Here is a 23,613-nt window from a genome sequence, read left to right on the forward strand (position 1 = left end):
ACAAATAGTCTGAACATTCAAAAAGGAGGTAACTTCTTGCGCTGGACGAACAAGTTTTTTCTCATGATTGCCGCCACACTTCTCGTCACCTTTACAATGATGGTGGTTGCGACCGGGGTATTCGAATGGCTCTATAACCCGGAAACGATACCGGTCGAGGAAAATAATAGTCCCCCGACTGATCTCCTATCGGATGAGGATGATGGCATTTTAATTGGTGAATCCAAAGCAGATTACCCGTTTGAATTGGATCCTCAAAAAGGAAAACATCACTTTTTTGAGAGAATCACGGAATCTGGAGAATCAACACGACGAAATCTCGGGTTATTCGTCGCTTTGATCGCATTCTGTTGCTTCAGTTTCTATGTCTATCGAAAACGGAAGCAACTTTTGGCGCGTACACGAAGCATCGATTCAAGCATAGACTTGTTCCAACAAGACGTGCAGAACCAGAACGATTCGTCTGTTTCAACGCTCACAGCGTTCACAAATATCCCGATTCGCGATGCGCTAATCACATTTAACCAATCTCTCGTACCCGCCAAGCGGTTGCGTGCCCATGAGACATTGCAAGAGTGGTTCCAACGCATCGATTTACCGATGAATCCTTCCGTTTATCATGCGGTCCGCTACGGCACCTCCTCAGGTGTGACGATTTCTGAAGACGATACACTTCACTTCAAGAACACACTCGATTCCTACACAACACGTCCTCACCCCGAGTGAGAATGTGCACAGGTTCTGCTTTTTCACAACGAATGATAAAATGGTGGAAAATGTAAGTTGAGGGGATGAAATCATGAGGCGATGGACGATTTTCGGATTAAGTGCACTTTTACTGACGGGTTGTACGGATACAGTGGCAGACAATCCGATTCCGATCGAATCACCGGATGAACCCATCACAGAATGGACGCGCGAAGACTTTAAAGACGTCTATGACCAATATGAACAAACGAAACCGCTCCTCGTTGCGCTCGAGCAACAAGGCATCAAACCGTTTCGGGAGACGTTCGAACGCGTCATCATCGCCGGAAACGGCCTCGAGCATACGTATGCGGATATTTACCCATTCAAGCTCGATGACGGGACGTATGCCACCATTTTCGACAGTCAGGACGGAACGGTGATCAACGGCTCTGAATCGGTCACTCCGCTATTTTGGCAGGAGGAATCCTTCCTTCAATACGTTGAAGAGATTGAAAATCGAAAATTCGGTACAAGTGCCCCACCTACCGATGTCGTTCTCACGCAGAATGAATTCCAAGCGGTCTATGACCGCCACGCCTACACGTCAGCCCTTCTCGTCGAACTCGACGAAGCGGGCGTCGAACTGGCAAGGGATCCAATCGATGACGTGATCATCGCCGGGGATGGCGTGACGGAAGTCACTGCCGACTTGTTCGTATTCGATGTCGAGAACGGATATGCCATCGTATATGATCAGGATGGAGAAATTTTAAAAGGTCCCGAATCCATCTCACCGCTCTTTTGGAACGAGAAGGACTATGAGGACCTGTTAGCCAAAAATGAAAGTTAATCCGTGTCACATTGTAACTTACGATATTCCAGCAACAACTTGAGCCATTGTGCCGGTTTGTCGCTGGAATCTTTTTTGTCCCGGCGATGTGCCGTGACGTATGTGTGCCATGAGATCGCCCGATACACGCATCCCAATTCCTCGGCAATCTTCATTTGATGCTCGAGTACTTCTTTTGGCGCGACGTGTGCCCATTCTTTCAAATAAATCTTGCGAAACTCTCGGATTTTCTTCATCCATAATGTATCGTCCTCTTCCGGCAATAAATCGAACAAGGCGTTCCAAAAGACACGCATGCTAAAGAACGGATGGGTGATTGTCGCGTCTCCCCAATCAAGGATCATCGGTAGATTGCTTTCAGGCTCCCAGAAAATATTCCCTCCATGCAAATCTCCGTGGTCAAGACTCATTGGAATGCCGCTTTCTAATTCATCGCACATCGACAGTAGTTCAGGTTTTAGCGAAATGATTGTTTCTCGCTGCTCTCGCTTCATCCCTAGAGTCATCTCAACAAGTGTTGACTCGATTTCCTGCTTTAAAATAGCCGGACGACGATCTGGAACCCCCATTTTTAGAAGTCGCTCCGTTTCACCACTCATTTGTTGCTGTAACTTGGCGTACTCCCGTAGCGCAACCTCATACTGTACCTGATCGGGTGTATCACGTAACGGGTGACCGGGGATTTCGCGCAAAATGAACCATGGATGAATCGGATGAACAGCGACTACGTCTGGCACGAGTTGAGGGAATATGTGAGCAAGATGTTGTGATAATACTCCTTCACTCTGACTGATGGAAGTGACCGCTTTGGCATAGACGCCATACCCATGCACCAGATACGTCAAATCCATATCTTTTTCGACATACCATGTTTCATTCGAAATATATTCATCAATCCACTGATCAAACGTGTGCTTGAGATCAGTGTTTTCCCAGAAAACAGATGGTTGTTCCATATTCGTCTCCTTCCAATTTATGCTATACTCAAATCAATAAACGACCACTAGGGGAGCCTTCGGGCTGAGACGGCATCTGCCGGACCCTTTGAACCTGATCTGGCTCATACCAGCGTAGGGAAGTGGCTTGGGATACGTCTCTGTATGTCCACGCCATCTTTCCGTCTGGAAACGTGGCGTTTTTATTTTGAAAGGAGACTATTCATGCGTATTCAACAACTCACTTGGATGGCAATGCTCGTCGCCATCGCCGTCGTCGGCTCGATGTTCATCTCGATTCCTACAGGTGTCGCCCGCGCTTATCCGATTCAACATATGGTGAACGTGATTGCCGCAGCTACCGTCGGCCCAATCGGAGCTGTCCTCGTCGCTTTCGTGACCGGACTCATTCGCGTCATGACCGGCACAGGGTCACTGCTCGCGTTCCCCGGTGGCATGATTGGTGCATTTCTTGCTGGTATGTTCTTCGTTCGTACGAATCGCGTTTATGCTGCCGCACTCGGAGAAATCATCGGAACCGGTGTCATCGCCTCGTTGATTGCCGTCCCGTACGCAAAACTGTTAATGGGTTCGACGTTCGGTGCCTTCTTCTTCGTTCCAGCGTTCCTTGCCTCTAGTTTGACGGGCGCGCTTCTCGGTTGGCTCGTCTTGTCGCGCGTGAAACAATTGCGACCGAGCGTACTCAAATAAAAGCTCCCTTTTTGGATGAAAATGGTAAACTGTAGACAACGTCTATAAGGAGGAGTTTTATGTCACGTTTCAATCAACTTGTAGCGGGTGGTATATTGTTGTTTTTGTCCGGGCTCTTATACACGCTCGAACGCATTGCACTCTACACCCGTTGGAGCGCCCAAATCTCAACAGGAAGCTGGCCGGAAGAACCGACGTTTATTGATCCATTTTTTCAAAACGGATTCATTACCCTATTTTTGTTCGTTGCTATTTACTTCTTCTTGACAGCTATGAATGTCACGCAAAAAATAAGTCCATCCGAGAATCCGACCGACTCATGACGGTCGGGTTTTCGTGTGATAAACCCAAATCGCCTCACCGTTCCATTCATCAATTAAGCCGCTGTCGACAAAGCCGTTCTTCGCATAAAATCGTTTCGCGGCTTCATTCTCTTGATGGAGACTGAGGATGATATCATCCACGTCGTATTGTGTCTGGATAAATTCCACTGCGATGTGTAGACACTTCGTTCCGACGCCTTTCCCTTGTTCATGTTGATCAATCATGAAGCGATCGAGCCATACATAACGTTCTGTCTCGTTTTCCGCCCCGACCATCATGAAGCCAACCGGCCTCTCGCCTTCATAAAATGCAAAGCTCTGCCAATCGTATTTCGTATCCTCAGTCATCTCTTGAAGCGATTCGGCATTCGTCTCGATGAACCGGGATTGTTTCTCGTCCACTGTCAGGGCGATGACCGCCTCTCGATTGACTGCATCAATCTGTTGAATCCTGATCTCATTTACTTTCATATGTTCACCTCATTCATTTCCTATCCTTTTCTCTCTTTCATACGCTTTCTCCCGTAAAAAGTTTCTTCTCCCGTATCTTCGAAAGCTTGCATTCGTTACACTAGACGTACGAGACCCGGATGGACATACTCTCGGAAGATTTGACTTCCCCATTCCACCGTAATCGCGTGAACGACCTACAAACGAAAGGAAACAACTAATGAAACAAATCCACCATATCTGTATCCAAACACCAGACTATGCCGCATCGAAGTCATTTTACGAAGCGCTCGGTTTTGAACTTGTCCAAGAGTCTCCAAACTTCCACACGCGTGACTTCAACAGTTGGCTCAAGCTCGGTGATTTTTATATCGAGCTCCAGACTGCTAAAACGGATGAAACGTTACAAGACTATTCGAAACATGCGGCCGGTCCCGTCCATTTCGCCCTCTATGTGGATGATCTCGAAGCGGAAGTCGCACGACTCGAACAGCTCGGTGTCACGTTCTTGCCGAAGCACGGTGGCAACATCTATTTCGTCGTCGACGGTCATTTAAGTAAACTGAAAGCACCGGAAGGAACCATCATCGAACTGCGCGATACGTTTCTGATTAACTGAGGCCCTGTGCCTCTTTTTAATTGGACACATCTTCACGTTTCCCTCACTCGTCTCATCGGGAATGGGTATGAAAAGGATGTGTTGTTCATGATCAAATATCTCGATTATTGGAGCTACTTGTCACTCTCTCTGGCAAAGCTCTTCTTTTTTAGCTGGTTGACCGCGACGGCGTTCGACTTCTTATTCTTCCTCATCAATTTGGCGACGATTCTACTCCTGACGAGTTGGGTACTCGCCGTGTCTTATCCGATCCGCCGATGGATTTTATACGTTTCTCTGTTCCTGCATAGTACCTTGCTCGTCTCGGACGTCTGGTACTATCGCTATTTTGAAGACTTATTATCCGTCGCCTTACTATCTGATATCGGGCAGATGGGAGATGTCGGGGGTGGCTTCTTGACGCTCATCCGCCCAATCGATGCGTTCTTCTTCATCGACCTCATCATCTACGGTTTGATTTTGCGTTATATGAAACGTCGTCCTGTCCGTGAAGGAAAGCAGAACGGAAGACGGTTGGCGTTCGCTGGCTTCACACTCGGATTTCTTCTCTTCACAATCCCGCTCACCCTCAGTTATCAGCGTGGAGAAAAGTGGATTGCAGATGACCCGATCTCGAATATGCGTGAATATTATCATCTTGGATTTTGGGGGTATCACGCGATGGATGTCGCTCGAGGGGTCGAACGTGCCATGGGATGGAACGAAGCCCTGACAGACGAGGAGCGTTCTCAAATTCAAGCACTCTCTTATCAAGAATTAAATGCCCCAAGTCCAGATACGAACGTCATCGTCCTACAACTCGAATCATTTCAAACATCCGTCATCGATCAACAGATTAATGGACAGGAACTGACCCCGAATTTGAACCGACTAAGACGCGACATGCTTTATTTCCCGAACGTGTATCATCAAACGCATGAAGGGCGAACGTCCGATGCAGAGTTCATCGTCAATACGTCGCTCTATCCTGTCAAATCCGGTTCCGTTTACACGCGTTTCCCGGGAAATAAGTTTAATACGCTTGCTCAATCATTGAATGAGGCGGGGTATGATACAGCAGCCATGCATGCATTCCGGAAAGACTTCTGGAATCGGGATGACTTTTATCAAAACACCGGATTTAACCATTTCTTTAGTGGCAAAGACTACCCCGACCAAGGCATTATCGGAATGGCACTCAACGATCAGGAGTTCTTAAATACGTCGGTCGGATTTATGGAAGAGTTGGATGAACCATTTTACGCATTTTTAGTCGCATTGACGAGTCATACCCCGTACGATATTCCAGAAGACGAGAAACGGTTAGACCTGTCAGAAATTGACGATCCCCTTCTCGAAAACTATTATCATACCGTTCATTTCGTCGATGCGGCGGTCGGTCAGTTCATCGAACGATTGAAACAAGATGGGCTTTGGGATGAGACGCTTCTCGTCATGTATGGTGACCACGATAGTGGTCTGACGGCACCAGGAGACAAAATGGCCTCCATCGTAGAAGTGGACTCGACGGTTGACGCGTTTCAACTTGACCGTGCTGTCCCTCTCTTCATCAAACCCCCTGGCTTGACGACAGGAGAAGTCATGCAAGCGAGTGGTGGGCAAATCGATATCGCCCCGACGATCCTCGATTTACTTGGGATCTCTCCGGCATATATGCTTGGCGACTCCTTATTGAATGATACGCCAAATCTGACCGTCTTTCGGACGGGCGCATTCCGATATGAAGATTATTACTATGAACCAGACTTGACCGAGCGTGCTGGTAACGGCACATGCTATTCCATTGAGACGGAAGAACAAGTCGCATTCGATCGATGCGCCCCATATATCGATCGTGCGACGAGTCAGCTCCGTCTCTCGGATACAATCATCGAGAAGGATGCCCTCTCGCAAATGAGTCCATGAAAAAGCTCCCGAGCATTTGTCTCGGGAGTTTTGTTTAGTAAGCTTTACGCAACGTTGCGATATCGAGTTTTTTCATGGGGAGACATGCCTGTACGACCTGTTCAATCTGCTCTTGTGAACCTACCGTCATCATCTCTTCCATTTCCCACGGAATGATTTGCCACGAGACGCCGTAGCGATCCTTCAGCCAACCACACTCCTCCGCTTCCGGTACAGCCGATAGTTGCTCCCAGTACGCATCGACTTCATTTTGTGTCTCACAAAAAGCAATGAGCGACTGGGTCTCGTTAAACGAGAATTCATGATTTTCATTACTGTCCATCACGACAAATTCTCGACCGGATAAGACGAAACGAGCATAGTTGATTTTCCCGTCAAGCTCGTCCCCGTCTTCTTTCGTGTATCGTACCGTATGCCCGTCCAATACATACGAATCTTTGAAAATAGAGATCCAATCGTTCATCGCCGCTTCGGCGCGACCGAATGCTTCTTTGACAAACAAGAGGCATGGCGTCACGAGCTGGATGTCCATCCCCCCATCATGCATGATTTGCCAAGAAACTCCGTAGCGGTCCTGCAACCATCCATAGCGCTGGCTGAAGTCGTACGTGTCTAATGGAATCAAGATATCCGCTCCGTCAGATAATCGTTCCCATAGCGCATTGATCTCTTCTGTCGTCGCAAGCGACACCATATAGGAAATGGACGGATTCCGTTCTTGCGCCGTGCCTCCCCCTAGCAACTGAAAGAACTGTCCAGCGAGCGATAACGTCACAATCGTCGTCTCGCCTGCTGGTGAACTTGAAAATTTCGTCGTATAGTCGACAAACGAATCTGGAAAGATGGATACATACCACTCGGCAATCTCTTCAACGTCCTGTTCAAACCAAATACATGGAATCACGGGTTGTGTAATCATGAGAATGTCTCCTTTCAGACTTCATGCAAACGATAGACCTCACGGACGGCGAGAAGCTCTCCGGCTTCATCACGATACGCCTGATAGTGCGACGAATGGATATGGTGATCGAGCGCATCTTCGTCTTGATACTTTTCATGGAAGACAAACGTACCCGGCTCATCAATCGCCTCGTGGAGAACGTATGCAAGACACCCTTCTTCTGCTCGTGACGGTGGAATCACACGGTGTAGCGCATCACGTAACGCCTCTTCTTTTCCGGGATGAGCTTTCAAAATTGCGGTAATGACGATTTCCATATCATATTCCTCCTTCAATAATGGACCTGCCTTTCTGTTCCCGAATCCACCACAATCTATCCCCAAAAAACGGATATCTCATCATACGAGACATCCGTTTCTACTTATGACTTTTTCTTTTGTCGGAATGGCCACCAGACACCTTCGCCAAATGAAATCGTAATGGCTGGGATCAAGAGGGGCAACACAATCAAGCCGTACAATAACAAACCGGTGATGACGATCGTCGCAATCTGGACGAGACTGAGCACGCCTGACGGAATCATGGCACCGAACGTCCCGGCGAGGATGACAGCCGCGGTCATGATCACGGTCCCCATCTTCGTCATCGAGTGGATGAGCGCCTCACGGACCGTCTTCCCATTGATCGTCTCTTCCCGGAATCGATCTAACAAGAAGATGGAATAGTCAATTCCAAGGGCAATCAACATGACAAATCCAAAGAACGGAACGGCCCAGCTAATCCCGTCATAGCCGAGTCCTTCTACAAAGATCAGCTCTGTGATTGCCGCTGACGTATAGTACGTCAAGAGTAGCGAAGCGATCATATAGAGTGGCATGATCATCGAACGGAATAATGCGGTCAAAACGATGAACAACGTCACGAGCATGATGGCTACCGTTCGATTGAAATCATTCGTCGATGTTTCATTTAAATCGCTATTGATACTTGAGATACCAGCATATCCAATGGTCGCATCCGCATACGGTGTTCCCGTCACGGCACGATTCATCGTCTCTTTGATTGTCTCGACGGTATCAATCGCTTCTGGGGAATACGGGTCCATCTCTAAGACGACCTCGAGCTGAGTCGCCATTCCTTCATCGAAGACATAGCGTTCGACTGCAGGTGAGAACTCATCTGATGTGAGCGTCCCTTCCGGAAGATACACGCCTGTCTCCCGAAGCGCATCTGCTTCACTCAACTGTTGTAAGAACGAAACGGCTTCGCCGAGACCAGACTCAATTTGTCCTAGCCCGTCGTTCGCTTCCGCGACACCTGTCGCCAGTTGCGCTAACCCGCTACCAAGTTCACCGACCTGAGAACCTTGTGCATTTAATGCGGACGCCGCTTCGTTGATTCCTGACTCAATTTGTGTGAGGCCAGCTGATACTTGACCGAGCTGTCCGACTGCGGCCGGGATGTTTTGAGTCGCTGTCAATCCTTGCCCAATGAGACCAAGTTGACCATTCAACTGATTCAGCCCCGCTGCTGCTTCTGCAAGCGGTGCCCCAGCATTGGTTGAACCGCTTGGTAGTTGTCCAACGATCCCGTTCAATCCTTGCTCAATCTCATCCAATCCAGTTTGAACATCCCCGAGACCCGTCTGCGCTTCAGACAAGCCATCGCTGACTTCACCGAGTTGTGTGTCGACATAAAAATCGTCGATGACTTCACCAGTCGGGCGTGTAAGCGCACGGACACCATTCACGCCTTCGACTTTTTCAAGCTCACTTGCAAACTTTTCGATGTAAGCAACATCTGATTCTGTAATGGGTTGATCTTGTTTCAAAATAACTTGCACCGGAAGGGATTCCCCTTGACCGAATCCTTCAGAGATCAAATTCAGCCCACGAACCGAATCGTAACCGTCTCCAATCTCATCGACGGTATTGAACGAACGATCATCGTCATACGTGAATAGGACCGGCACCGTAATCAATCCAACGACCAAAATCGATACGAACGGACGATTGACCGACAATCGGCTCAAGCTAGCCCAGAGCTTGCTGTCATGGTGTTCGCCTGCCTTCTTCGATGGCCAAAACAGTCGCTGCTTGAGCGTTGCCATAAAGAATGGAACGACCGTGAAGAGAATCAACAACAACACCGCAATCCCGACCGCAACGGCGACCGCTGATTTAAAGATTGGAAAATCAGCAAATCCGATGGCAGCGAAACCGACGAAGACCGCGAGCCCACTGATAAGAACCGTCCGTCCTGCCGTCTTGTACGTGTTGACGATGGCGTCTTCAATCGCATGCCCCGCACTCAACTCCTCTTTATAGCGGCTAAGAAGTAGGATACAGTAGTCTGTCCCAATCCCGAACAAGATGGCGACAAGGAAGATCTGTGTGTAGTTCGATACCGGGAATCCAAACCAATCCACAAAGAACGCGACGAACGATTGGCTCAATAGATACGTGAATCCAACCGCGATGAGCGGGATGAACGGAGTCACGATGGAACGAAAGACGAGGAGGAGTAATCCAAAAATCAACACGACCGTGATGATTTCCGTCTTTTTCAATCCTTCTTGGGCACTTAAGTTCACATCATTATTAATGATTTCTTCCCCGGTGATATATACTGTTTCATCTTCTGGAAGCACGTTTTCACGGACATCATCAGCAAACGCATTGATTTCTTCCGTCGTACCTTCTACCGTGATGGGGACGAGAACGATGCGTCCGTCTTCTGAGACGAGCTGTGCCTCTGTCTCCTCACTTTCAAACGGATCGAGAACATCGGTCACGACCGTTTCATTCTGCCTAAGCTCTTCGATGACACGAGCGACATCCGTTCGCTCTGTTTCGCCAATCGACTCGAACTCGTAGACGAGCGAGATGGTTTTATCACTCTTCCCAGCTTCATCTAAAATCGCTTGTGCGCGCTGTGAGTCCATATCGTCCGCTAGCTGAAAACTACCAGCTTCTTCTGCTTGTTTCGTTAAGTTCGGTGCTGCGACAAATAGTGCTGCCGTCAAAATGATGAGGGAAATGAGGATTCCCCAGCGCCATTGAATGATTTTATGCACGTGTTATTCCTCCCCGATTCGAAGCAATTGTTTTATTTTTCGGAACGTCCGAACAAACTGCTCGATTTCAATTTCATCTACTTCTCCATCGATGAGAGATTCTACATATCGATAGACGGCACCGTCCACTTCTTCGACGAGCCGCTTTCCTTCTGAGGTCAATTCAATCAATCGCTCGCGTTGGTCTTGTCCTCGTCGACTCGTGACGAGTCCTTTTTCGACCAACTTTTTAAGGCGATTCGAAACCGCACTTTTATGGACACCTTGTTTTTGCGCCAATTGCCCAGCAGGAGTGGGTCCAAACTGATCGAGTAACTTCAACAGTTGGAGCTGTTCACGCGAATACTCACGCCATACATCCCCTTCCATCGCTTCGATGACATGTTCCGTCCCATGGAACATCACTTCTTCAAACAACTGCACCGCTTCGCGCATCAATGCTTTCATTTTTAGTTTACCCCCTAAACTAGATAATTATAGTTTATGCCCTAAACTAAATAACGTCAAATAAAAAGACCGATAAGGGGTGCCCTTATCGGTCCATGTTCTTTTCGATGGTTTCTGCCACACGTAACCCAGACAGATAGGCACTTTCGAATCGCGTTCGTCCAGATGGATCATCCGCTTCAAGAAAAATATCGCCAGCTAAATAGATCGGGTAATGGTTTACCTGATAAAACGATTCATGCCACACCTCTTTCGCTTGCGCGTAACGCCAACGTTTCAATTGTTTTGACACGAGGTCGATATCGCCCACTTCCTCTCGGAGTAACCGCTCAACTTCTGCAAGCGTCTCCGCCTCCGGTCGCTCATACCAGTCCTCACTCCACGCCTCTTCCATATAGACACTTACGAGTGATGTCGCAGAGATTCCTTTTTGCCGATTATCGATTACCTTCAACAACCCCGGTGTCAAGTCATGGTCGAGAATCCCATCTGCCCCAATCTGTACATCACCTGCACATTCAAAGAGACCGACGAACGTCGGCGCATATATAAGACGAAGTAACGCGGGCTCGACATGGGCAGCTAAATCTCCAAGCAAATCGAACGACTGTGGAAGGGGTGAAGTCATCACGAGTCGATCATAGGAACGTGTCGTCACGTCTGTCTTGACTGTGACGGTTTCGTCTTCTTCCACTTGAATGTTCTCCACCCGTTCATTCAATTGTACGGTCAAACCTTCAGCCAAACGCTTAGCGAGTGCATTCATCCCATCAATCGCGACATAACGTGGATATGGGTCGGCATACCAGACTCGCACCCAGTTCGCATTTATCCACGATTGCACCTCTCGTTCGAGCTCTTCTCCACGCACCGTGAAATAGACCGCTCCATGGTCGGCCCGTCCGTTACCGATTCGACGCGTCGCCAAGCGTCCCCCGACGCTTCGACTCTTTTCAATCAGTTCGACGACATGACCTTGACGCACGAGTTGACGTGCTGCGATGATTCCGCTTAGACCGGCCCCGATGATCCCAATCTTCATTCCACATTCCCCTTTCTCTTCATGAAGATTGTAGCACGTTCGTTCAATTTCCCCTCTGTTTGATATGCTTCAGGCTGGCTTGTTCCATTGTTCATCGTACACCCGACGCGAGTCTTCATACATGACAGCGAAACGCGCAACGACGAATGGACGAATGAGGATCGTCGCTATAGATAGTGATAATGCGGCAAGTAATACAGAATTTACGACCATAAACAACGTGAAGCCGATCAAATAAATCGGGATGAACGGCAAAATCAGTTTGAACGCCTCCCACTTCTGACCATCCATCATCGCACGTGATTTCGTGATGGATTCTCTGACCGATAATGACGGCTCATCTCGCAAAATAAAGTAAGTAAACGCGTAGGAGAAGAACTTCACGATTCCCGGCACAATGAACAAAAGTGTCCATAGCGTCTGAAAGATAGTTAGTAAGAGGACAGTAGTCACATTCTTACCAAATCGTTCTCTCATTGGTCGAAACACATCACGAAACTGTGCATTTTGTCCGCGAATAATTGAAAGGATGGCCCAGTGATAACCGATTATGATTGGATACAACATGAAAGTTACAACCATCGAACCTAAAAGGAATACAATTGCCTGTATTGAATCGGCTTTCGCCCCGTAAAGCGTCGGGTCGAATATTGCAATAACCTCTATTATTACGGCACAAAGAAACGACCAGACTAACAGTAGACCTCGTTTCCCATTGATTGCTTCATGTGTTCGTTCTGTCCATGTTTGAATCATTCTACATCTCCCCCTGACTGATACCTATATATACGGAACATAGTAAGAACACGTTTCAAATTCATATAAAAAAGCAGAGATTCACTCTGCTCGCTCGTCCGCTCGATATTCCAATATGTCTCCCGGTTGACAGTCGAGTGCTTCGCAAATCGCTTCAAGTGTCGAAAAACGAATCGCTTTCGCTTTGCCGTTTTTCAAAATCGACAAGTTCGCCATCGTGATCCCGACTCGTTCCGACAGTTCCGTCACACTCATTTTCCGTTTCGCCAACATCACATCCAGATTCACAATCATCGCCATTTCTCTCACCTCATACCGTCAAATCGATTTCTTGTTTCATGTCGATGGCGCGCTTCAATAGTTTCTGTAACAACTCAGCGAAAACCGCAATGACAAATGCGGCAAATACAAGTACGAGACCGATGACAAAGAATCCGGGCGAATCGTCACGCTCAGCGAACCAATAGAAGAACGGAAGCAACATCGTATAAATGATCGTGATAGTCAGTGCACAATACTTGATCACTCGAAGTACTCTCACCGCCCCATAAGAGAATGCCTTGTTCCGGTCAATCAATCCTAGTAAGGTAAACGTCTGGAACAGAGCTATGAAATAGGGGATCGCCGCCACGTACATCCCCACAACAATCGGACGCATCGAATTCGCAATCCAGCCCCCGCTCTCCGTTGCATCTCGCCAAAGAAACGGGAGCAAAAAGATACACGCGGCGAGAATCGGGAGAGCTAAGACAATCACTGCTAATTTTAAAAAGACAGTTTCTCGTTTCACTTGTCACACCCCTCACTCATGTCATTTTCTTTATCATACGCTCTTATTTATCGTTTATCAATAAATATTTATCGAAAAAAAGTAGACCACGAGATGTACTCGAGGTCTACTTCATTCATTTCATTGCTTCTAGTTCACTTTCGGTCACCCATTTATGATTTGTGACCTCTTCTCCATCTTCGGTCGTGTAATCAACCATATAAACAGTCGTCTCCTCAACTGTATCGATTGTCGCTTCTGCACCTTCCATCCCTTCCATATGGTCAGCGGCCAATATGACCTCGTCACCTTCAGACAACGGCGCCTCATCTGGATTATCCAGTTCTTCGTGAATCACCCATTTATGATTCTCCACGGGATCACCACCTGTAGTAGGTGTATAGCTGACGGCGTACACCGTCGTATCATACGTACCGACAATCGTTGCCTCCACACCTTCCATCCCTGGCATGTGATCTGCTGTCATCCTCGCAGTTGTTCCGACTGGATACGTCGGATTACTGGCTTCCCTCAACCCGTCCGGAACTTCTCCAGACCCCGAGTGGTCCATTGACGAATGATCCATGCTTTGTTCTTCTGACATCTCCATCGATGTATCGTTTTCGGTATCCCCACATGCGGCTAACGATGTAGCGAGTACGATGACACTTAAACCCGTCATCCATTTCTTCTGTTTCATCGAATCTCTCCTTTATCCATACTCATGTTAAATGTACCCATCCCAAAGAACGAACAGACCTATTTGAGAGCATTCCGATGATTTGTTAACTCATTGCAACAAAAAAGACCAAAATCCCGAAAGATTTTGGTCTTGGACATTATTCAACCGTTACAGACTTCGCCAAGTTACGTGGCTTGTCGACATCACAGTCGCGAGCGAGTGCTGCATAGTACGAGATAAGTTGAAGCGGAAGAACCGTCACGAGTGGTGTGAGAAGTGGTTCAACACGTGGAAGAACGAATGCGTCGTTCTCATGTTCCATTCCTTCCATTGAAATCGTACATGCGATGGCACCACGCGCCACAACTTCTTTGATGTTTCCGCGGATGTTGAGGTGTGTGTTCGGTTGAGACACAAGCGTGATGACCGGTGTCCCGTCTTCAATCAACGCGATCGGACCGTGCTTGAGTTCCCCACCTGGGTATCCTTCTGCTTGGATATATGAGATTTCTTTGAGCTTCAATGCGCCCTCAAGACCGACATATGAATCCAATCCACGTCCGAGGAAGAATGCGTTGCGTGACTCTTTTAAGAACTTATCTGCAAGCTCTTCAAAGATTTCTTTTTGTGCCATGATCGAGTCCATCGTTGTCGCAACGAGTGCGAGCTCTTGCATCAAATCAAACGGCAGTTTCTTCCCGTTCGCACGTGCGATGTCGTATGCGAGAATCGCGAGGACGGCAATCTGCGCCGTGTACGCTTTCGTCGATGCGACCGCGATCTCTGGTCCGGCATGGAGAAGCATCGTCTCGTTCGCTTCACGTGAGAGCGTTGATCCTGCTACGTTTGTCAACGTGAGCGCTTTATGGCCCAATTTTTTCACTTCGACGAGCACGGCACGGCTGTCCGCTGTCTCACCTGATTGTGAGATGAAGAGGAAGAGTGGCTTCTCTGTCAAAAGTGGCATGTTGTAACCAAACTCTGAAGCAACGTGTACTTCAGTCGGTACACCTGCAACGCGCTCAATCAATTGTTTCCCAACAAGACCGGCATGGTAACTTGTCCCACATGCGACGATGTAGACACGGTCCGCTTCCGATACGAGCTCGCGCACGCCTTCTGTGAGTTCGATGTCGCCGTTCTCGTTCTGGTAATGCTGGATGATGTTGCGGATGACGGCCGGTTGCTCGTCCATCTCCTTCAACATGTAGTGCGCGTACGTGCCCTTCTCGATGTCTGATGCATCGATCTCGGCCGTGTATGGCGCGCGTTCGAGCACGTCACCGTCGAGCGTCTTGATCGTCGCCGACTCACGTGTGAGGATGACGATTTCACCGTCGTGGAGCTCGAGGTACTGGTCCGTCACCTGGAGCATCGCCATCGCGTCTGATGCGACGACGTTGAACGTGCCGTCACCAAGTCCGACGAGTAGCGGTGACTTGTTCTTGCCGATATAGAGGCGTTCTTGGTCCTCTGAGTCGATCATCGCGATCGCGTACGAACCGTGGAGGTCCGAAAGCGTCTTGCGGAACGCCGCCTCGACATCGCCGAGTTCGACGAAGTGCTTCTCCATGAGCTGGACGATGACTTCCGTGTCCGTCTCCGAGAGGAACGGGACGTCAAGCGTCTTCTTGATGATTTCGTCGTTCTCGATCACGCCGTTATGCACGAGCGTGAAGCGTCCTGTCGTACTCTGATGCGGGTGGGCGTTCGGTACGCTCGGTACCCCGTGTGTCGCCCAACGTGTGTGGCCGATTCCAATCGTGCCGTCTACTTCTGCTGGGATGATTTCGCGTAGCGCGGCAATGCGACCGACTTCTTTGTGAACGTTGACATTCTCATGCATCAACGCAAGACCTGCCGAGTCATAACCACGGTACTCGAGTTTTTCAAGACCTTTGAGAAGGACTTCCTTCGCTCCGGTATTCCCAATCATTCCTACAATTCCACACATAAACAAATCTCCTCTATTCTTCGATTTCTCGAAAAAGGAAACGGGCTTTTTCTAAGAGCTGTCAACACACACTTCTTTGTCCGTCCGGTCACCCGGGCGTTTTAAAAGCATGCTTATCGTCGTGACAGGCGACGAGGAGGCATCCGCCGAAATCTCGATAACCTCCAACCTCGTCAACTCCGCAGAGTTCTGGCGCTTGTTCGTACTCTTGTGTCCTTCCGTTTCCAAGGTCACGCTCTTAATAGTACAAATCACACCCCCATTCGTCAAGAAAATCCGCTGTTTTCTCGATGACAAAACGGAAACAAAAAGGGAATCCGATGTGGATTCCCTTGTGTTATTCCCTGTTTCTCAATTTTTATCCGTCTACGCCATAATCTTCGCGAACGACTTGTGCGATTTTTTCAACGTAACGGTCACACTCTTCCGCTGTCGGGGCTTCAGCCATGACACGAACGAGTGGTTCTGTACCCGATGCACGGACGAGGATTCGACCGTTTCCGGCCATTTCCGCTTCCGCTTCTTGAATCGTTGCGAGCACACGCTCACCGTTCATCGCATCATTTTTATTCGTGACACGAATGTTGACGAGCTTTTGCGGATAAACCGGCATCTCAGCCGCCAATTCAGACAGTTTACGTCCAGTTGATTTCACGATTTCGGCCAATTGCACACCAGATAGCATGCCGTCACCCGTTGTCGAATGATCGAGGAAAATCAAGTGTCCTGATTGTTCGCCACCGAGTGTGTATTGATGTTTCTTCATCTCTTCCACAACGTAACGGTCACCCACAGCTGTTTGAAGCGCCGTCATGCCCGCTTCTTCGACAGCTTTATGGAACCCGAGGTTACTCATGACCGTCGCGACGATCGTGTTGTCCTTGAGACGTCCTTTTTCACTCAAGTATTTCCCACAGATGTACATGATTTTGTCTCCATCGACAATATCACCGTTCTCGTCAATCGCGATCAAACGGTCACCGTCACCATCAAACGCAAGACCCATATCCGCTCCCTTTTCACGAACGAACTCAGCCAAGTGCTCAGGGTGAGTTGAACCAACACCTTCATTGATATTAAGTCCGTTTGGTGAGTTCCCGATTGTCGACACATTCGCTTCAAGGTCTGCGAAGAGGCGAGCAGCAAGACCGCTCGTTGCACCATGTGCACAGTCAAGCGCAATGTGAAGACCATCGAAGTCTTCTTCTACGGTTTGTTTCAACATTTGAAGATACTTTTGCGCGCCTTCGTAGTAATCCGAAACGAAACCAAGGTCTTTTCCTGTCGGACGTGGGAGCGTATCTTCCGTAGCATCTAAGATGTCTTCAATTTCTTGCTCGGTTGCATCATCTAATTTGAAACCATCGCTACCGAAGAATTTGATTCCGTTGTCCGCCACCGGGTTATGCGATGCCGAAATCATAACACCTGCTGTTGCATCGAGCGATTTCGTCAAGTAAGCCACTCCAGGTGTTGAGATGACACCGAGACGCATCACTTCTGCACCGATGGAAAGAAGACCTGCAATCAATGCACCTTCAAGCATATGTCCTGAAATCCGTGTGTCACGACCAATCAACACTTTCGGCTGTTCGCCTTCTGGCAAATGTTTCGACAACACATAGCCACCCGCACGACCTAAACGATATGCTAATTCCGCAGTTAACTCAGAGTTCGCAACACCGCGAACTCCATCTGTTCCAAAATATTTACCCATAAGATTAAATCCTCACTTTTGTATGATTGAACATCTTTATTGAATGGAAGATGTTTCTGTTTCTTCGTCGACGCTCGTCAATTGAACATCGATTGTCTTAGGCGAAATCACCGTCACGCCTTTTGGTACTTCATAGTCGACATCTACTGCATGCGTCCCACTCGGTAATCCGGTCAAATCCAATGTCACATTGACACTGTTCGAAGAGATGTTTTCGAGAAGAGAACGTTTTCCAGAAAGTGTCACGCTGACCACATCTTGCGTTTGAATCGTATAATTCGTCCGGTCGTATCCACGGACATTCACCGGAACCGTCAATCGAATCCGTTCCGTCAATTCACCCGTATCATCTTTCGTTTCGTCATTCGGACGAACGAGCACCTGGACTTCAACTTCTTTTTGATCGAGCGATGTAGCCCCTTCTGGAAGCCTTAGAGTGGCCATCACTTTTTCAGACTTCGTCAAATCGTCAAGTTCAATCGGTTCTGTTTCGACTTTTTCCAGCTGGTCTAGCACCTCTTTTGGTGCAAAGACACGAACTTCCGTCTCACCTAACAACGAATCGACTAACCGAAAGTCCTCTGCCACCTCTCCACTCGTGACGACCTCAATGGGAATCATCGCGCTCTCATTATAAATCGGAACGGTCACGTTAATGATATTCGGGTCAACCGAAACGTTCAACGGATTTCCGTTCGCATCTAAGATTGTCGGTGGAATTTCTCGGGTGAATGTCTGATTTTGATTCGCCACGTCCACATTCAATGTGATTTCTTTGACGTTTTGAATCCGACTTGCGCCTCCCGTGACTTTTACAGATGATGGTTCAACGTCGACAACGCCCGCGACTTTGCCATCTGGCAACTGATCTTTATTCAATAAATTCACAGACACGGGTACTTCAATCGTTTGTTTCCGATCGATATAGATTTCGACAGTCTCTCGGTCCAATTTGACGTTGACGTCGCCACCGAACCCACGTGCCTCAACGGGTACACGATGAAAGCCAGTACCGAGATTAGTCAAATCGACGAATACCTGATAGTCTTTCACTAATTTCGTCATCGTTAAACTACTAGAGGGACCTTGAAGCTCGACTCCCATCTCTTCCGGTACGTTGTATGCGACATACTGCACTTCGTCAAAAAAGACTTCGACCGGCACATCAAGCGTCAGGGAACTTTGCCCGACAATCGGTAATGCGCTAGACGCGCTATTTGATGAACTGGTCTCTGCGACCATTAAGTATAGAAGGACGGCTAAAGCAAGTGCGATGAAGCGGAGAAACCACTTATGTTGTAACCACTGATCAATCACTTACTTTTCCCCTCCTTTTTTCCCGAAGAATGAGAGGGTCGCCTCTTTTTCTTCGATGACGAGTTCTTGAATTAATTTGCTTCGTAGCGCTTCTTCATCCAACTCACGGTACAGGCGTCCTGCAATCGCAAGTGAGACCGCTCCTGTTTCTTCCGAGACGGTTAACGTGACGCTATCTGTCACTTCACTGACTCCGATCGCTGCTCGGTGACGTGTCCCGAGCGCTTTGTCGATATGCGGGCTTTCAGAGAGCGGTAAATAACAAGCGGCTGCCGCAATCTTTCCATCCTGAATAATCATCGCACCGTCGTGTAACGGTGTATTCGGGATAAATAGGTTAATAATCAACTGCGATGTAATATGTGAATCCATACGAATACCCGTCTCCACATACTCGTTTAATCCCGTATCGCGCTCAATCGCAATCAATGCACCAATTCGGCGTTTCGACATATACTGCGCTGAACTGACGATGGCTTCAATCATTTGTCGTTGTTGTTCTTCGTCACTTGTTCCCGTACGACCAAATAAGTTGCTCGTCCGTCCAAGATGTTCAAGACCACGCCTCAACTCAGGTTGAAAGATAATAATAATCCCAAGGAGTCCATACGTAATCACTTGATTTAGCAAGAACTGGAGCGTCTTCAATCCGAAGAAACCGCTCAAGAACCAACTGACCAGAATGATGGATATCCCTTTAATTAGTTGAACTGCTTTTGTCCCACGCACAATCATCATTAACTTATAAATGACGTACGTGACGACGACGATATCTAAAACATCATTCAAATAATCGTACCAATGTACGTTCTCTGAAAGATTTAAAAATGAGAAAAATGATACTTGTTCAAGTAGCGGCAAATGCTCCCCTCCTCAACTACCTAGCTAAATCGTGCAAGTTCCATTATATCATCATTTCGATCTATACGCATTGCGTCATATCAAAACAAAACCAGATTGAAACGAAAAAAGACGCCTGAGGCGCCTTTAGAAAAGTTGTTTCATCGAATACCAAATCCACTCAAACATCTGGTCAATTTGCTCGATTTCTCCTGTGACTTGACCAGCACTCGCTAAATAGGCACGACCATTGACGGCTGTCGCATCTCCATTGACAGTTCCTTCAATCCGTAAATCACCACCTTGAACAGTGATATCTTTCTCGATGGTGACCCCCTCTGGCACAATGACTTCGTTGTCAGATACGACGATACCGGGTACTTTCGTATATGTCATCGTCTCGGACGCACTGCTCCATAGTCCGAGTGTCGCGCTAGACATTAAACTGAAGAACAGGACCGCTGCGATCAAGCCTGGATGTCTCTGCAACCAAAGCATTTGTTTCGAATGGGGTTTCCGTTTTTTTCGAACGGATGTTGATAACGGTACGACCGAACCTGTTGCAGGTTGTGCAGCTGTTTCAGGTAAAGCGGCCATCACGCGAGCTGTAAAATCTTCTGATAACTTTGGACGAGGCAATGCTTTCAGTTCTGCGTCGATTCGTTCATATTGTAGATACGATTCATATAAGTCATCGTCCTCTAGCAATTGACGCAATTCGTCAGATTCTTCGGGCAAAACGCCATCTTCCAAATATTGTTGTACTTTTTCTTCAGGAGTCAATTGAACCCCTCCCTATTTTGAAAGATTGTTTTTAACATTTCTCTTCCCCGGAAGATCCTTGTCTTAACCGTTGCGACCGGCATGTCGATCATCACGCTGATTTCTTTAAGCGACAAATCATCCACATATTTTAATAATAACGGAATGCGGTATTTGTCTGGGAGTTGCTTGATGGCTTCATGCATCTCACTTCGAATTTCGCGATGAACCACTTGGGCATCGGGTTGGGGTGCTTCATCAGCTAAGTGGTCTTGATAAGTCAAACCGTCTGTACCCGCAATTTCGGCATCCATCGAATACTCCGGCTTACGCTTTCTTAAACGATCGATGGCAACGTTCGTTGTGATTCGATAGAGCCACGTTTTGAACTTATATTGCGCGTCATACGTATCGATTCGTGTATAGGCACGAATGAACGCTTCTTGGGCAGCATCTTCTGCTTCGCCACGATCATACAAAATTTTATAGGCGATTGCAAAGACGCCATCCTTGTATAGTTCTACCAGTTCGGCAAACGAATCGTGATTCCCCGCCCTCAATTCATCTACCAAACGGGTGGTCAGCCGTTCCATCAATCCACTTCCCCTCTCCGCTACACATGCGGTCATGTCTATATACGTGTTGCCTTTAAAATGGTTTCATAAAAAACAAAAAAAGTTTCCAATCCCATTGTAACAAACGGGTTTGGAAACTGTCAGGAAATCAGACTGTCTTACCTTCCAATAACAGGTTTTCTTTAGCTTTTATAATTGTTTCACATAGACGGTAGGCTAATTGTGCTGTTACATCATCCCGGTCTAAGGCCGGATTCAATTCGACAAGTTCAACGGCAATCAAATCATCCGCCTGCATCGCTGCTTTTAAAATGGCTTTTGCTTCGACTTCCGTCAGTCCCCCATCTACTGGTGTTCCCGTTCCTGGAACGAGCGACGCATCGAGACTGTCCATATCAAAACTGATATAAAAGCGATCGACTCGTTCACGAAGGTAACTTAGCGCTTCCGCCATGATTGTATCCACACCACGCGTACGTACTTCCTCTACAGTAATGACTTTGATGCCAAGTCGATTAATTTCATTCATTTCTCCTTCATCGATATCTCGAAGCGCAATATATACGAGATGTTCCGGTGATAGCTTTGGTTCACGTCCGCCCACTTCCGTCAAACGCACATCGCCCATGCCCATTGCTGCAGCAAGTGGCATTCCGTGAATATTTCCAGACGGTGACGTTTCACCTGTATTCAAGTCCGCATGTGCATCGACCCAAATCACTCCATAAGGACCCGTTTGAGCCAATCCAGCGAGTGTACCGATTGCCATACTATGATCGCCCCCAACGATCATAGGGAATCGTTTTTCCGAAATTTCACGGTGTACGACTTCCGCTAATTCCGTGACAGTATGAAGGACACCATCAACTCGTTTTAAATGTTCTTCATTTTCTCGAATTTCAGATTCTGGTAAAACACGAATCGTATGTTGAACCGTCCCTGTTGGAAGGAGCTGTTGCATCCCCATCTCATTTAGTTTTGTCGGTCCTTGATCGACCCCTAATTTCCCCTGACCGTAACGCAGCGGTACGTGAATATATGACCATTGCATTGCCATTCCCCCTTTAAACGCTTGATAGTTAAATTGTAAACGCTATCATTTGTTTGGTTCAACTCGGCAAATTTATGAATAAACATACAAAAAGACAGCCTGAATGGTGGCAGGCTGCCTTTCTCTGTACTCTCAATTGAATGGTTCATGGTTTTAGGCAAAAAAAAACTTAAGTCATCACTAACTTAAGAAAAAAACATATGGTGGAGCCTAGCGGGATCGAACCGCTGACCTCCTGCGTGCAAGGCAGGCGCTCTCCCAGCTGAGCTAAGGCCCCGAAAACAGAGATAAGAATATGGAGCGGAAGACGGGATTCGAACCCGCGACCCCGACCTTGGCAAGGTCGTATTCTACCACTGAACTACTTCCGCAAAAATGGTGAGCCATGCAGGGCTCGAACCTGCGACCCTCTGATTAAAAGTCAGATGCTCTACCAACTGAGCTAATGGCTCAAACCTGGTGGGGGGGGGCGGATTCGAACCGCCGAACCCGAAGGAGCGGATTTACAGTCCGCCGCGTTTAGCCACTTCGCTACCCCCCCGAGGAGTGCCGGCGAAAGGATTCGAACCCTCGACCCTCTGATTACAAGTCAGATGCTCTACCAACTGAGCTACACCGGCATATATATAGGTTTGATGTAATACATAAAAATGGTGGAGGATGACGGGATCGAACCGCCGACCCCCTGCTTGTAAGGCAGGTGCTCTCCCAGCTGAGCTAATCCTCCATATTGGTGACCCGTACGGGATTCGAACCCGTGTTACCGCCGTGAAAGGGCGGTGTCTTAACCGCTTGACCAACGGGCCTAAATTGGCTCCGCAAGTAGGATTTGAACCTACGACCTACCGGTTAACAGCCGGTTGCTCTACCACTGAGCTATTGCGGAACGATCTTGCCTGGCAACGTCCTATCCTCACAGGGGGAGATCCCCCAACTACTTTCGGCGCTGAGACGCTTAACTTCTGTGTTCGGCATGGGAACAGGTGTGGCCGTCTCGCTATCGCCACCAGACAAAATGAATATTAACACCACGCTATACGCGTGTCAATATTGTTTTAGGGCTTGTTCCCTGAAAACTGAGGATTCATCAACACAAACCATTAGACTAGATCAAAGCCTCGACCGATTAGTATCATTCAGCTCCACGTGTCACCACGCTTCCACCCATGACCTATCTACCTCATCGTCTCTGAGGGGTCTTTCTTGATTGCTCAAAGGGAAATCTCATCTCGGAGGGGGCT

The 23,613-nt window shown here is 47.9% G+C and carries 24 protein-coding genes, 8 tRNA genes, 2 rRNA genes and 1 riboswitch; of the genes, 6 read left to right on the plus strand and 28 right to left on the minus strand.

Annotation, left to right across the window (positions count from 1 at the left end; all coding sequences use genetic code 11):
• Window positions 1-36: 36 nt before the first annotated feature.
• Window positions 37-726, plus strand: coding sequence for a hypothetical protein (locus KNO90_RS06585; RefSeq protein ID WP_214742316.1), 690 nt, complete (start codon window positions 37-39; stop codon window positions 724-726).
• Window positions 727-799: 73 nt separating this feature from the next.
• Complete coding sequence (locus KNO90_RS06590) at window positions 800-1,540, plus strand: hypothetical protein (protein WP_215113275.1); 741 nt, start codon at window positions 800-802, stop codon at window positions 1,538-1,540.
• Here the strand turns inward: KNO90_RS06590 and KNO90_RS06595 are convergent.
• Window positions 1,537-2,496: an aminoglycoside phosphotransferase family protein gene (locus KNO90_RS06595; RefSeq protein WP_215113276.1), complete on the minus strand. Its 960-nt coding sequence runs from the start codon at window positions 2,494-2,496 to the stop codon at window positions 1,537-1,539. The two genes, KNO90_RS06590 and KNO90_RS06595, sit on opposite strands and share 4 nt — an antisense overlap.
• Window positions 2,497-2,535: 39 nt before the next feature.
• A riboswitch (TPP riboswitch) is annotated at window positions 2,536-2,634 on the plus strand.
• A 66-nt stretch (window positions 2,635-2,700) separates the two neighbouring features.
• On the opposite strand from KNO90_RS06595, the gene thiW reads away from it, so the two are divergent.
• Window positions 2,701-3,186 (plus strand): energy coupling factor transporter S component ThiW, encoded by a 486-nt coding sequence (gene thiW / locus KNO90_RS06600; protein ID WP_215113277.1) that lies wholly within the window; start codon window positions 2,701-2,703, stop codon window positions 3,184-3,186.
• A gap of 59 nt (window positions 3,187-3,245) precedes the next feature.
• The gene (locus KNO90_RS06605; RefSeq protein WP_214742320.1) at window positions 3,246-3,509 is read left to right on the plus strand and encodes a hypothetical protein; all 264 of its coding nucleotides are present in this window, start codon (window positions 3,246-3,248) and stop codon (window positions 3,507-3,509) included.
• Here KNO90_RS06605 and KNO90_RS06610 read toward each other — a convergent pair.
• Window positions 3,504-3,980, minus strand: a complete 477-nt coding sequence (locus KNO90_RS06610) for a GNAT family N-acetyltransferase (protein ID WP_215113278.1) — start codon at window positions 3,978-3,980, stop codon at window positions 3,504-3,506. The two genes, KNO90_RS06605 and KNO90_RS06610, sit on opposite strands and share 6 nt — an antisense overlap.
• 199 nt (window positions 3,981-4,179) lie before the next feature.
• On the opposite strand from KNO90_RS06610, the gene KNO90_RS06615 reads away from it, so the two are divergent.
• Window positions 4,180-4,578 (plus strand): VOC family protein, encoded by a 399-nt coding sequence (locus tag KNO90_RS06615; RefSeq protein ID WP_214742322.1) that lies wholly within the window; start codon window positions 4,180-4,182, stop codon window positions 4,576-4,578.
• Between the two features lie 87 nt (window positions 4,579-4,665).
• Window positions 4,666-6,483 carry an LTA synthase family protein gene (locus KNO90_RS06620; protein WP_215113279.1) on the plus strand — a complete coding sequence of 606 codons (1,818 nt, stop codon included), beginning with the start codon at window positions 4,666-4,668 and terminating at the stop codon, window positions 6,481-6,483.
• Between the two features lie 34 nt (window positions 6,484-6,517).
• Here KNO90_RS06620 and KNO90_RS06625 read toward each other — a convergent pair whose 3' ends face one another.
• The 26 genes from KNO90_RS06625 to KNO90_RS06750 all read right to left on the minus strand — a co-directional run.
• A complete protein-coding gene (locus KNO90_RS06625; protein WP_214742324.1) occupies window positions 6,518-7,402 on the minus strand; it encodes a VOC family protein in 885 nt (294 codons plus the stop codon).
• Between the two features lie 14 nt (window positions 7,403-7,416).
• The gene (locus tag KNO90_RS06630; protein ID WP_214742325.1) at window positions 7,417-7,701 is read right to left on the minus strand and encodes a putative quinol monooxygenase; all 285 of its coding nucleotides are present in this window, start codon (window positions 7,699-7,701) and stop codon (window positions 7,417-7,419) included.
• A gap of 104 nt (window positions 7,702-7,805) precedes the next feature.
• The gene (locus KNO90_RS06635; RefSeq protein ID WP_214742326.1) at window positions 7,806-10,460 is read right to left on the minus strand and encodes an MMPL family transporter; all 2,655 of its coding nucleotides are present in this window, start codon (window positions 10,458-10,460) and stop codon (window positions 7,806-7,808) included.
• A gap of 3 nt (window positions 10,461-10,463) precedes the next feature.
• Entirely contained in the window at window positions 10,464-10,907 is a 444-nt protein-coding gene (locus KNO90_RS06640) for a MarR family winged helix-turn-helix transcriptional regulator (RefSeq protein ID WP_214742327.1), read from the minus strand.
• Window positions 10,908-10,992: 85 nt separating this feature from the next.
• Window positions 10,993-11,949, minus strand: a complete 957-nt coding sequence (locus KNO90_RS06645) for an NAD(P)/FAD-dependent oxidoreductase (protein ID WP_214742328.1) — start codon at window positions 11,947-11,949, stop codon at window positions 10,993-10,995.
• A 69-nt stretch (window positions 11,950-12,018) separates the two neighbouring features.
• Window positions 12,019-12,705 carry a DUF975 family protein gene (locus tag KNO90_RS06650; RefSeq protein ID WP_214742329.1) on the minus strand — a complete coding sequence of 229 codons (687 nt, stop codon included), beginning with the start codon at window positions 12,703-12,705 and terminating at the stop codon, window positions 12,019-12,021.
• Window positions 12,706-12,786: 81 nt separating this feature from the next.
• Window positions 12,787-13,005, minus strand: coding sequence for a helix-turn-helix domain-containing protein (locus KNO90_RS06655; RefSeq protein WP_012727632.1), 219 nt, complete (start codon window positions 13,003-13,005; stop codon window positions 12,787-12,789).
• A 10-nt stretch (window positions 13,006-13,015) separates the two neighbouring features.
• Window positions 13,016-13,495, minus strand: coding sequence for a DUF2975 domain-containing protein (locus tag KNO90_RS06660; protein WP_215113280.1), 480 nt, complete (start codon window positions 13,493-13,495; stop codon window positions 13,016-13,018).
• 115 nt (window positions 13,496-13,610) lie between these two features.
• Window positions 13,611-14,174, minus strand: coding sequence for a YdhK family protein (locus KNO90_RS06665; RefSeq protein ID WP_215113281.1), 564 nt, complete (start codon window positions 14,172-14,174; stop codon window positions 13,611-13,613).
• Between the two features lie 139 nt (window positions 14,175-14,313).
• Window positions 14,314-16,110, minus strand: coding sequence for a glutamine--fructose-6-phosphate transaminase (isomerizing) (gene glmS / locus KNO90_RS06670; RefSeq protein WP_215113282.1), 1,797 nt, complete (start codon window positions 16,108-16,110; stop codon window positions 14,314-14,316).
• Window positions 16,111-16,468: 358 nt separating this feature from the next.
• Window positions 16,469-17,827, minus strand: a complete 1,359-nt coding sequence (gene glmM, locus KNO90_RS06675) for a phosphoglucosamine mutase (RefSeq protein WP_214742333.1) — start codon at window positions 17,825-17,827, stop codon at window positions 16,469-16,471.
• A gap of 36 nt (window positions 17,828-17,863) precedes the next feature.
• Window positions 17,864-19,144 (minus strand): CdaR family protein, encoded by a 1,281-nt coding sequence (locus KNO90_RS06680; RefSeq protein ID WP_215113283.1) that lies wholly within the window; start codon window positions 19,142-19,144, stop codon window positions 17,864-17,866.
• Complete coding sequence (cdaA, locus tag KNO90_RS06685) at window positions 19,145-20,005, minus strand: diadenylate cyclase CdaA (protein WP_214742335.1); 861 nt, start codon at window positions 20,003-20,005, stop codon at window positions 19,145-19,147.
• A 126-nt stretch (window positions 20,006-20,131) separates the two neighbouring features.
• Window positions 20,132-20,767 carry a hypothetical protein gene (locus KNO90_RS06690; RefSeq protein WP_214742336.1) on the minus strand — a complete coding sequence of 212 codons (636 nt, stop codon included), beginning with the start codon at window positions 20,765-20,767 and terminating at the stop codon, window positions 20,132-20,134.
• Window positions 20,764-21,339 carry an RNA polymerase sigma factor SigW gene (gene sigW, locus KNO90_RS06695; protein ID WP_012727640.1) on the minus strand — a complete coding sequence of 192 codons (576 nt, stop codon included), beginning with the start codon at window positions 21,337-21,339 and terminating at the stop codon, window positions 20,764-20,766. Before sigW ends, KNO90_RS06690 begins: the two co-directional genes overlap by 4 nt.
• Before the next feature lie 130 nt (window positions 21,340-21,469).
• Window positions 21,470-22,372 carry an arginase gene (gene rocF / locus KNO90_RS06700; RefSeq protein WP_214742337.1) on the minus strand — a complete coding sequence of 301 codons (903 nt, stop codon included), beginning with the start codon at window positions 22,370-22,372 and terminating at the stop codon, window positions 21,470-21,472.
• 201 nt (window positions 22,373-22,573) lie between these two features.
• A tRNA-Ala gene (locus KNO90_RS06705) sits at window positions 22,574-22,649 on the minus strand.
• Between the two features lie 19 nt (window positions 22,650-22,668).
• Window positions 22,669-22,743, minus strand: a tRNA-Gly gene (locus KNO90_RS06710).
• A gap of 5 nt (window positions 22,744-22,748) precedes the next feature.
• Window positions 22,749-22,824, minus strand: a tRNA-Lys gene (locus tag KNO90_RS06715).
• 5 nt (window positions 22,825-22,829) lie between these two features.
• Window positions 22,830-22,913, minus strand: a tRNA-Tyr gene (locus KNO90_RS06720).
• Between the two features lie 6 nt (window positions 22,914-22,919).
• Window positions 22,920-22,992: transfer RNA gene (locus KNO90_RS06725), tRNA-Thr, on the minus strand.
• 31 nt (window positions 22,993-23,023) lie between these two features.
• Window positions 23,024-23,099, minus strand: a tRNA-Val gene (locus KNO90_RS06730).
• A gap of 4 nt (window positions 23,100-23,103) precedes the next feature.
• Window positions 23,104-23,178 (minus strand) — tRNA-Glu (locus KNO90_RS06735).
• Window positions 23,179-23,183: 5 nt separating this feature from the next.
• Window positions 23,184-23,258: transfer RNA gene (locus KNO90_RS06740), tRNA-Asn, on the minus strand.
• Between the two features lie 8 nt (window positions 23,259-23,266).
• Window positions 23,267-23,383: ribosomal RNA gene (gene rrf, locus KNO90_RS06745) — 5S ribosomal RNA — on the minus strand.
• Window positions 23,384-23,478: 95 nt separating this feature from the next.
• Window positions 23,479-23,613: ribosomal RNA gene (locus KNO90_RS06750) — 23S ribosomal RNA — on the minus strand; the annotation flags it as partial.

Source organism: Exiguobacterium sp. s63 (genome assembly GCF_018617335.1).
Lineage (GTDB): Bacteria > Bacillota > Bacilli > Exiguobacteriales > Exiguobacteriaceae > Exiguobacterium.

What these genes read in the sequence shown, in the direction of transcription:
- KNO90_RS06590 (WP_215113275.1), top strand. Translation starts at nt 800, where the DNA reads ATGAGGCGATGGACGATTTTCGGATTAAGTGCACTTTTACTGACGGGT.
- KNO90_RS06595 (WP_215113276.1), bottom strand. Translation starts at nt 2,496, where the DNA reads ATGGAACAACCATCTGTTTTCTGGGAAAACACTGATCTCAAGCACACG.
- thiW (WP_215113277.1), top strand. Translation starts at nt 2,701, where the DNA reads ATGCGTATTCAACAACTCACTTGGATGGCAATGCTCGTCGCCATCGCC.
- KNO90_RS06605 (WP_214742320.1), top strand. Translation starts at nt 3,246, where the DNA reads ATGTCACGTTTCAATCAACTTGTAGCGGGTGGTATATTGTTGTTTTTG.
- KNO90_RS06610 (WP_215113278.1), bottom strand. Translation starts at nt 3,980, where the DNA reads ATGAAAGTAAATGAGATCAGGATTCAACAGATTGATGCAGTCAATCGA.
- KNO90_RS06615 (WP_214742322.1), top strand. Translation starts at nt 4,180, where the DNA reads ATGAAACAAATCCACCATATCTGTATCCAAACACCAGACTATGCCGCA.
- KNO90_RS06620 (WP_215113279.1), top strand. Translation starts at nt 4,666, where the DNA reads ATGATCAAATATCTCGATTATTGGAGCTACTTGTCACTCTCTCTGGCA.
- KNO90_RS06625 (WP_214742324.1), bottom strand. Translation starts at nt 7,402, where the DNA reads ATGATTACACAACCCGTGATTCCATGTATTTGGTTTGAACAGGACGTT.
- KNO90_RS06630 (WP_214742325.1), bottom strand. Translation starts at nt 7,701, where the DNA reads ATGGAAATCGTCATTACCGCAATTTTGAAAGCTCATCCCGGAAAAGAA.
- KNO90_RS06640 (WP_214742327.1), bottom strand. Translation starts at nt 10,907, where the DNA reads ATGAAAGCATTGATGCGCGAAGCGGTGCAGTTGTTTGAAGAAGTGATG.
- KNO90_RS06645 (WP_214742328.1), bottom strand. Translation starts at nt 11,949, where the DNA reads ATGAAGATTGGGATCATCGGGGCCGGTCTAAGCGGAATCATCGCAGCA.
- KNO90_RS06650 (WP_214742329.1), bottom strand. Translation starts at nt 12,705, where the DNA reads ATGATTCAAACATGGACAGAACGAACACATGAAGCAATCAATGGGAAA.
- KNO90_RS06655 (WP_012727632.1), bottom strand. Translation starts at nt 13,005, where the DNA reads ATGGCGATGATTGTGAATCTGGATGTGATGTTGGCGAAACGGAAAATG.
- KNO90_RS06665 (WP_215113281.1), bottom strand. Translation starts at nt 14,174, where the DNA reads ATGAAACAGAAGAAATGGATGACGGGTTTAAGTGTCATCGTACTCGCT.
- glmS (WP_215113282.1), bottom strand. Translation starts at nt 16,110, where the DNA reads ATGTGTGGAATTGTAGGAATGATTGGGAATACCGGAGCGAAGGAAGTC.
- glmM (WP_214742333.1), bottom strand. Translation starts at nt 17,827, where the DNA reads ATGGGTAAATATTTTGGAACAGATGGAGTTCGCGGTGTTGCGAACTCT.
- sigW (WP_012727640.1), bottom strand. Translation starts at nt 21,339, where the DNA reads ATGGAACGGCTGACCACCCGTTTGGTAGATGAATTGAGGGCGGGGAAT.
- rocF (WP_214742337.1), bottom strand. Translation starts at nt 22,372, where the DNA reads ATGCAATGGTCATATATTCACGTACCGCTGCGTTACGGTCAGGGGAAA.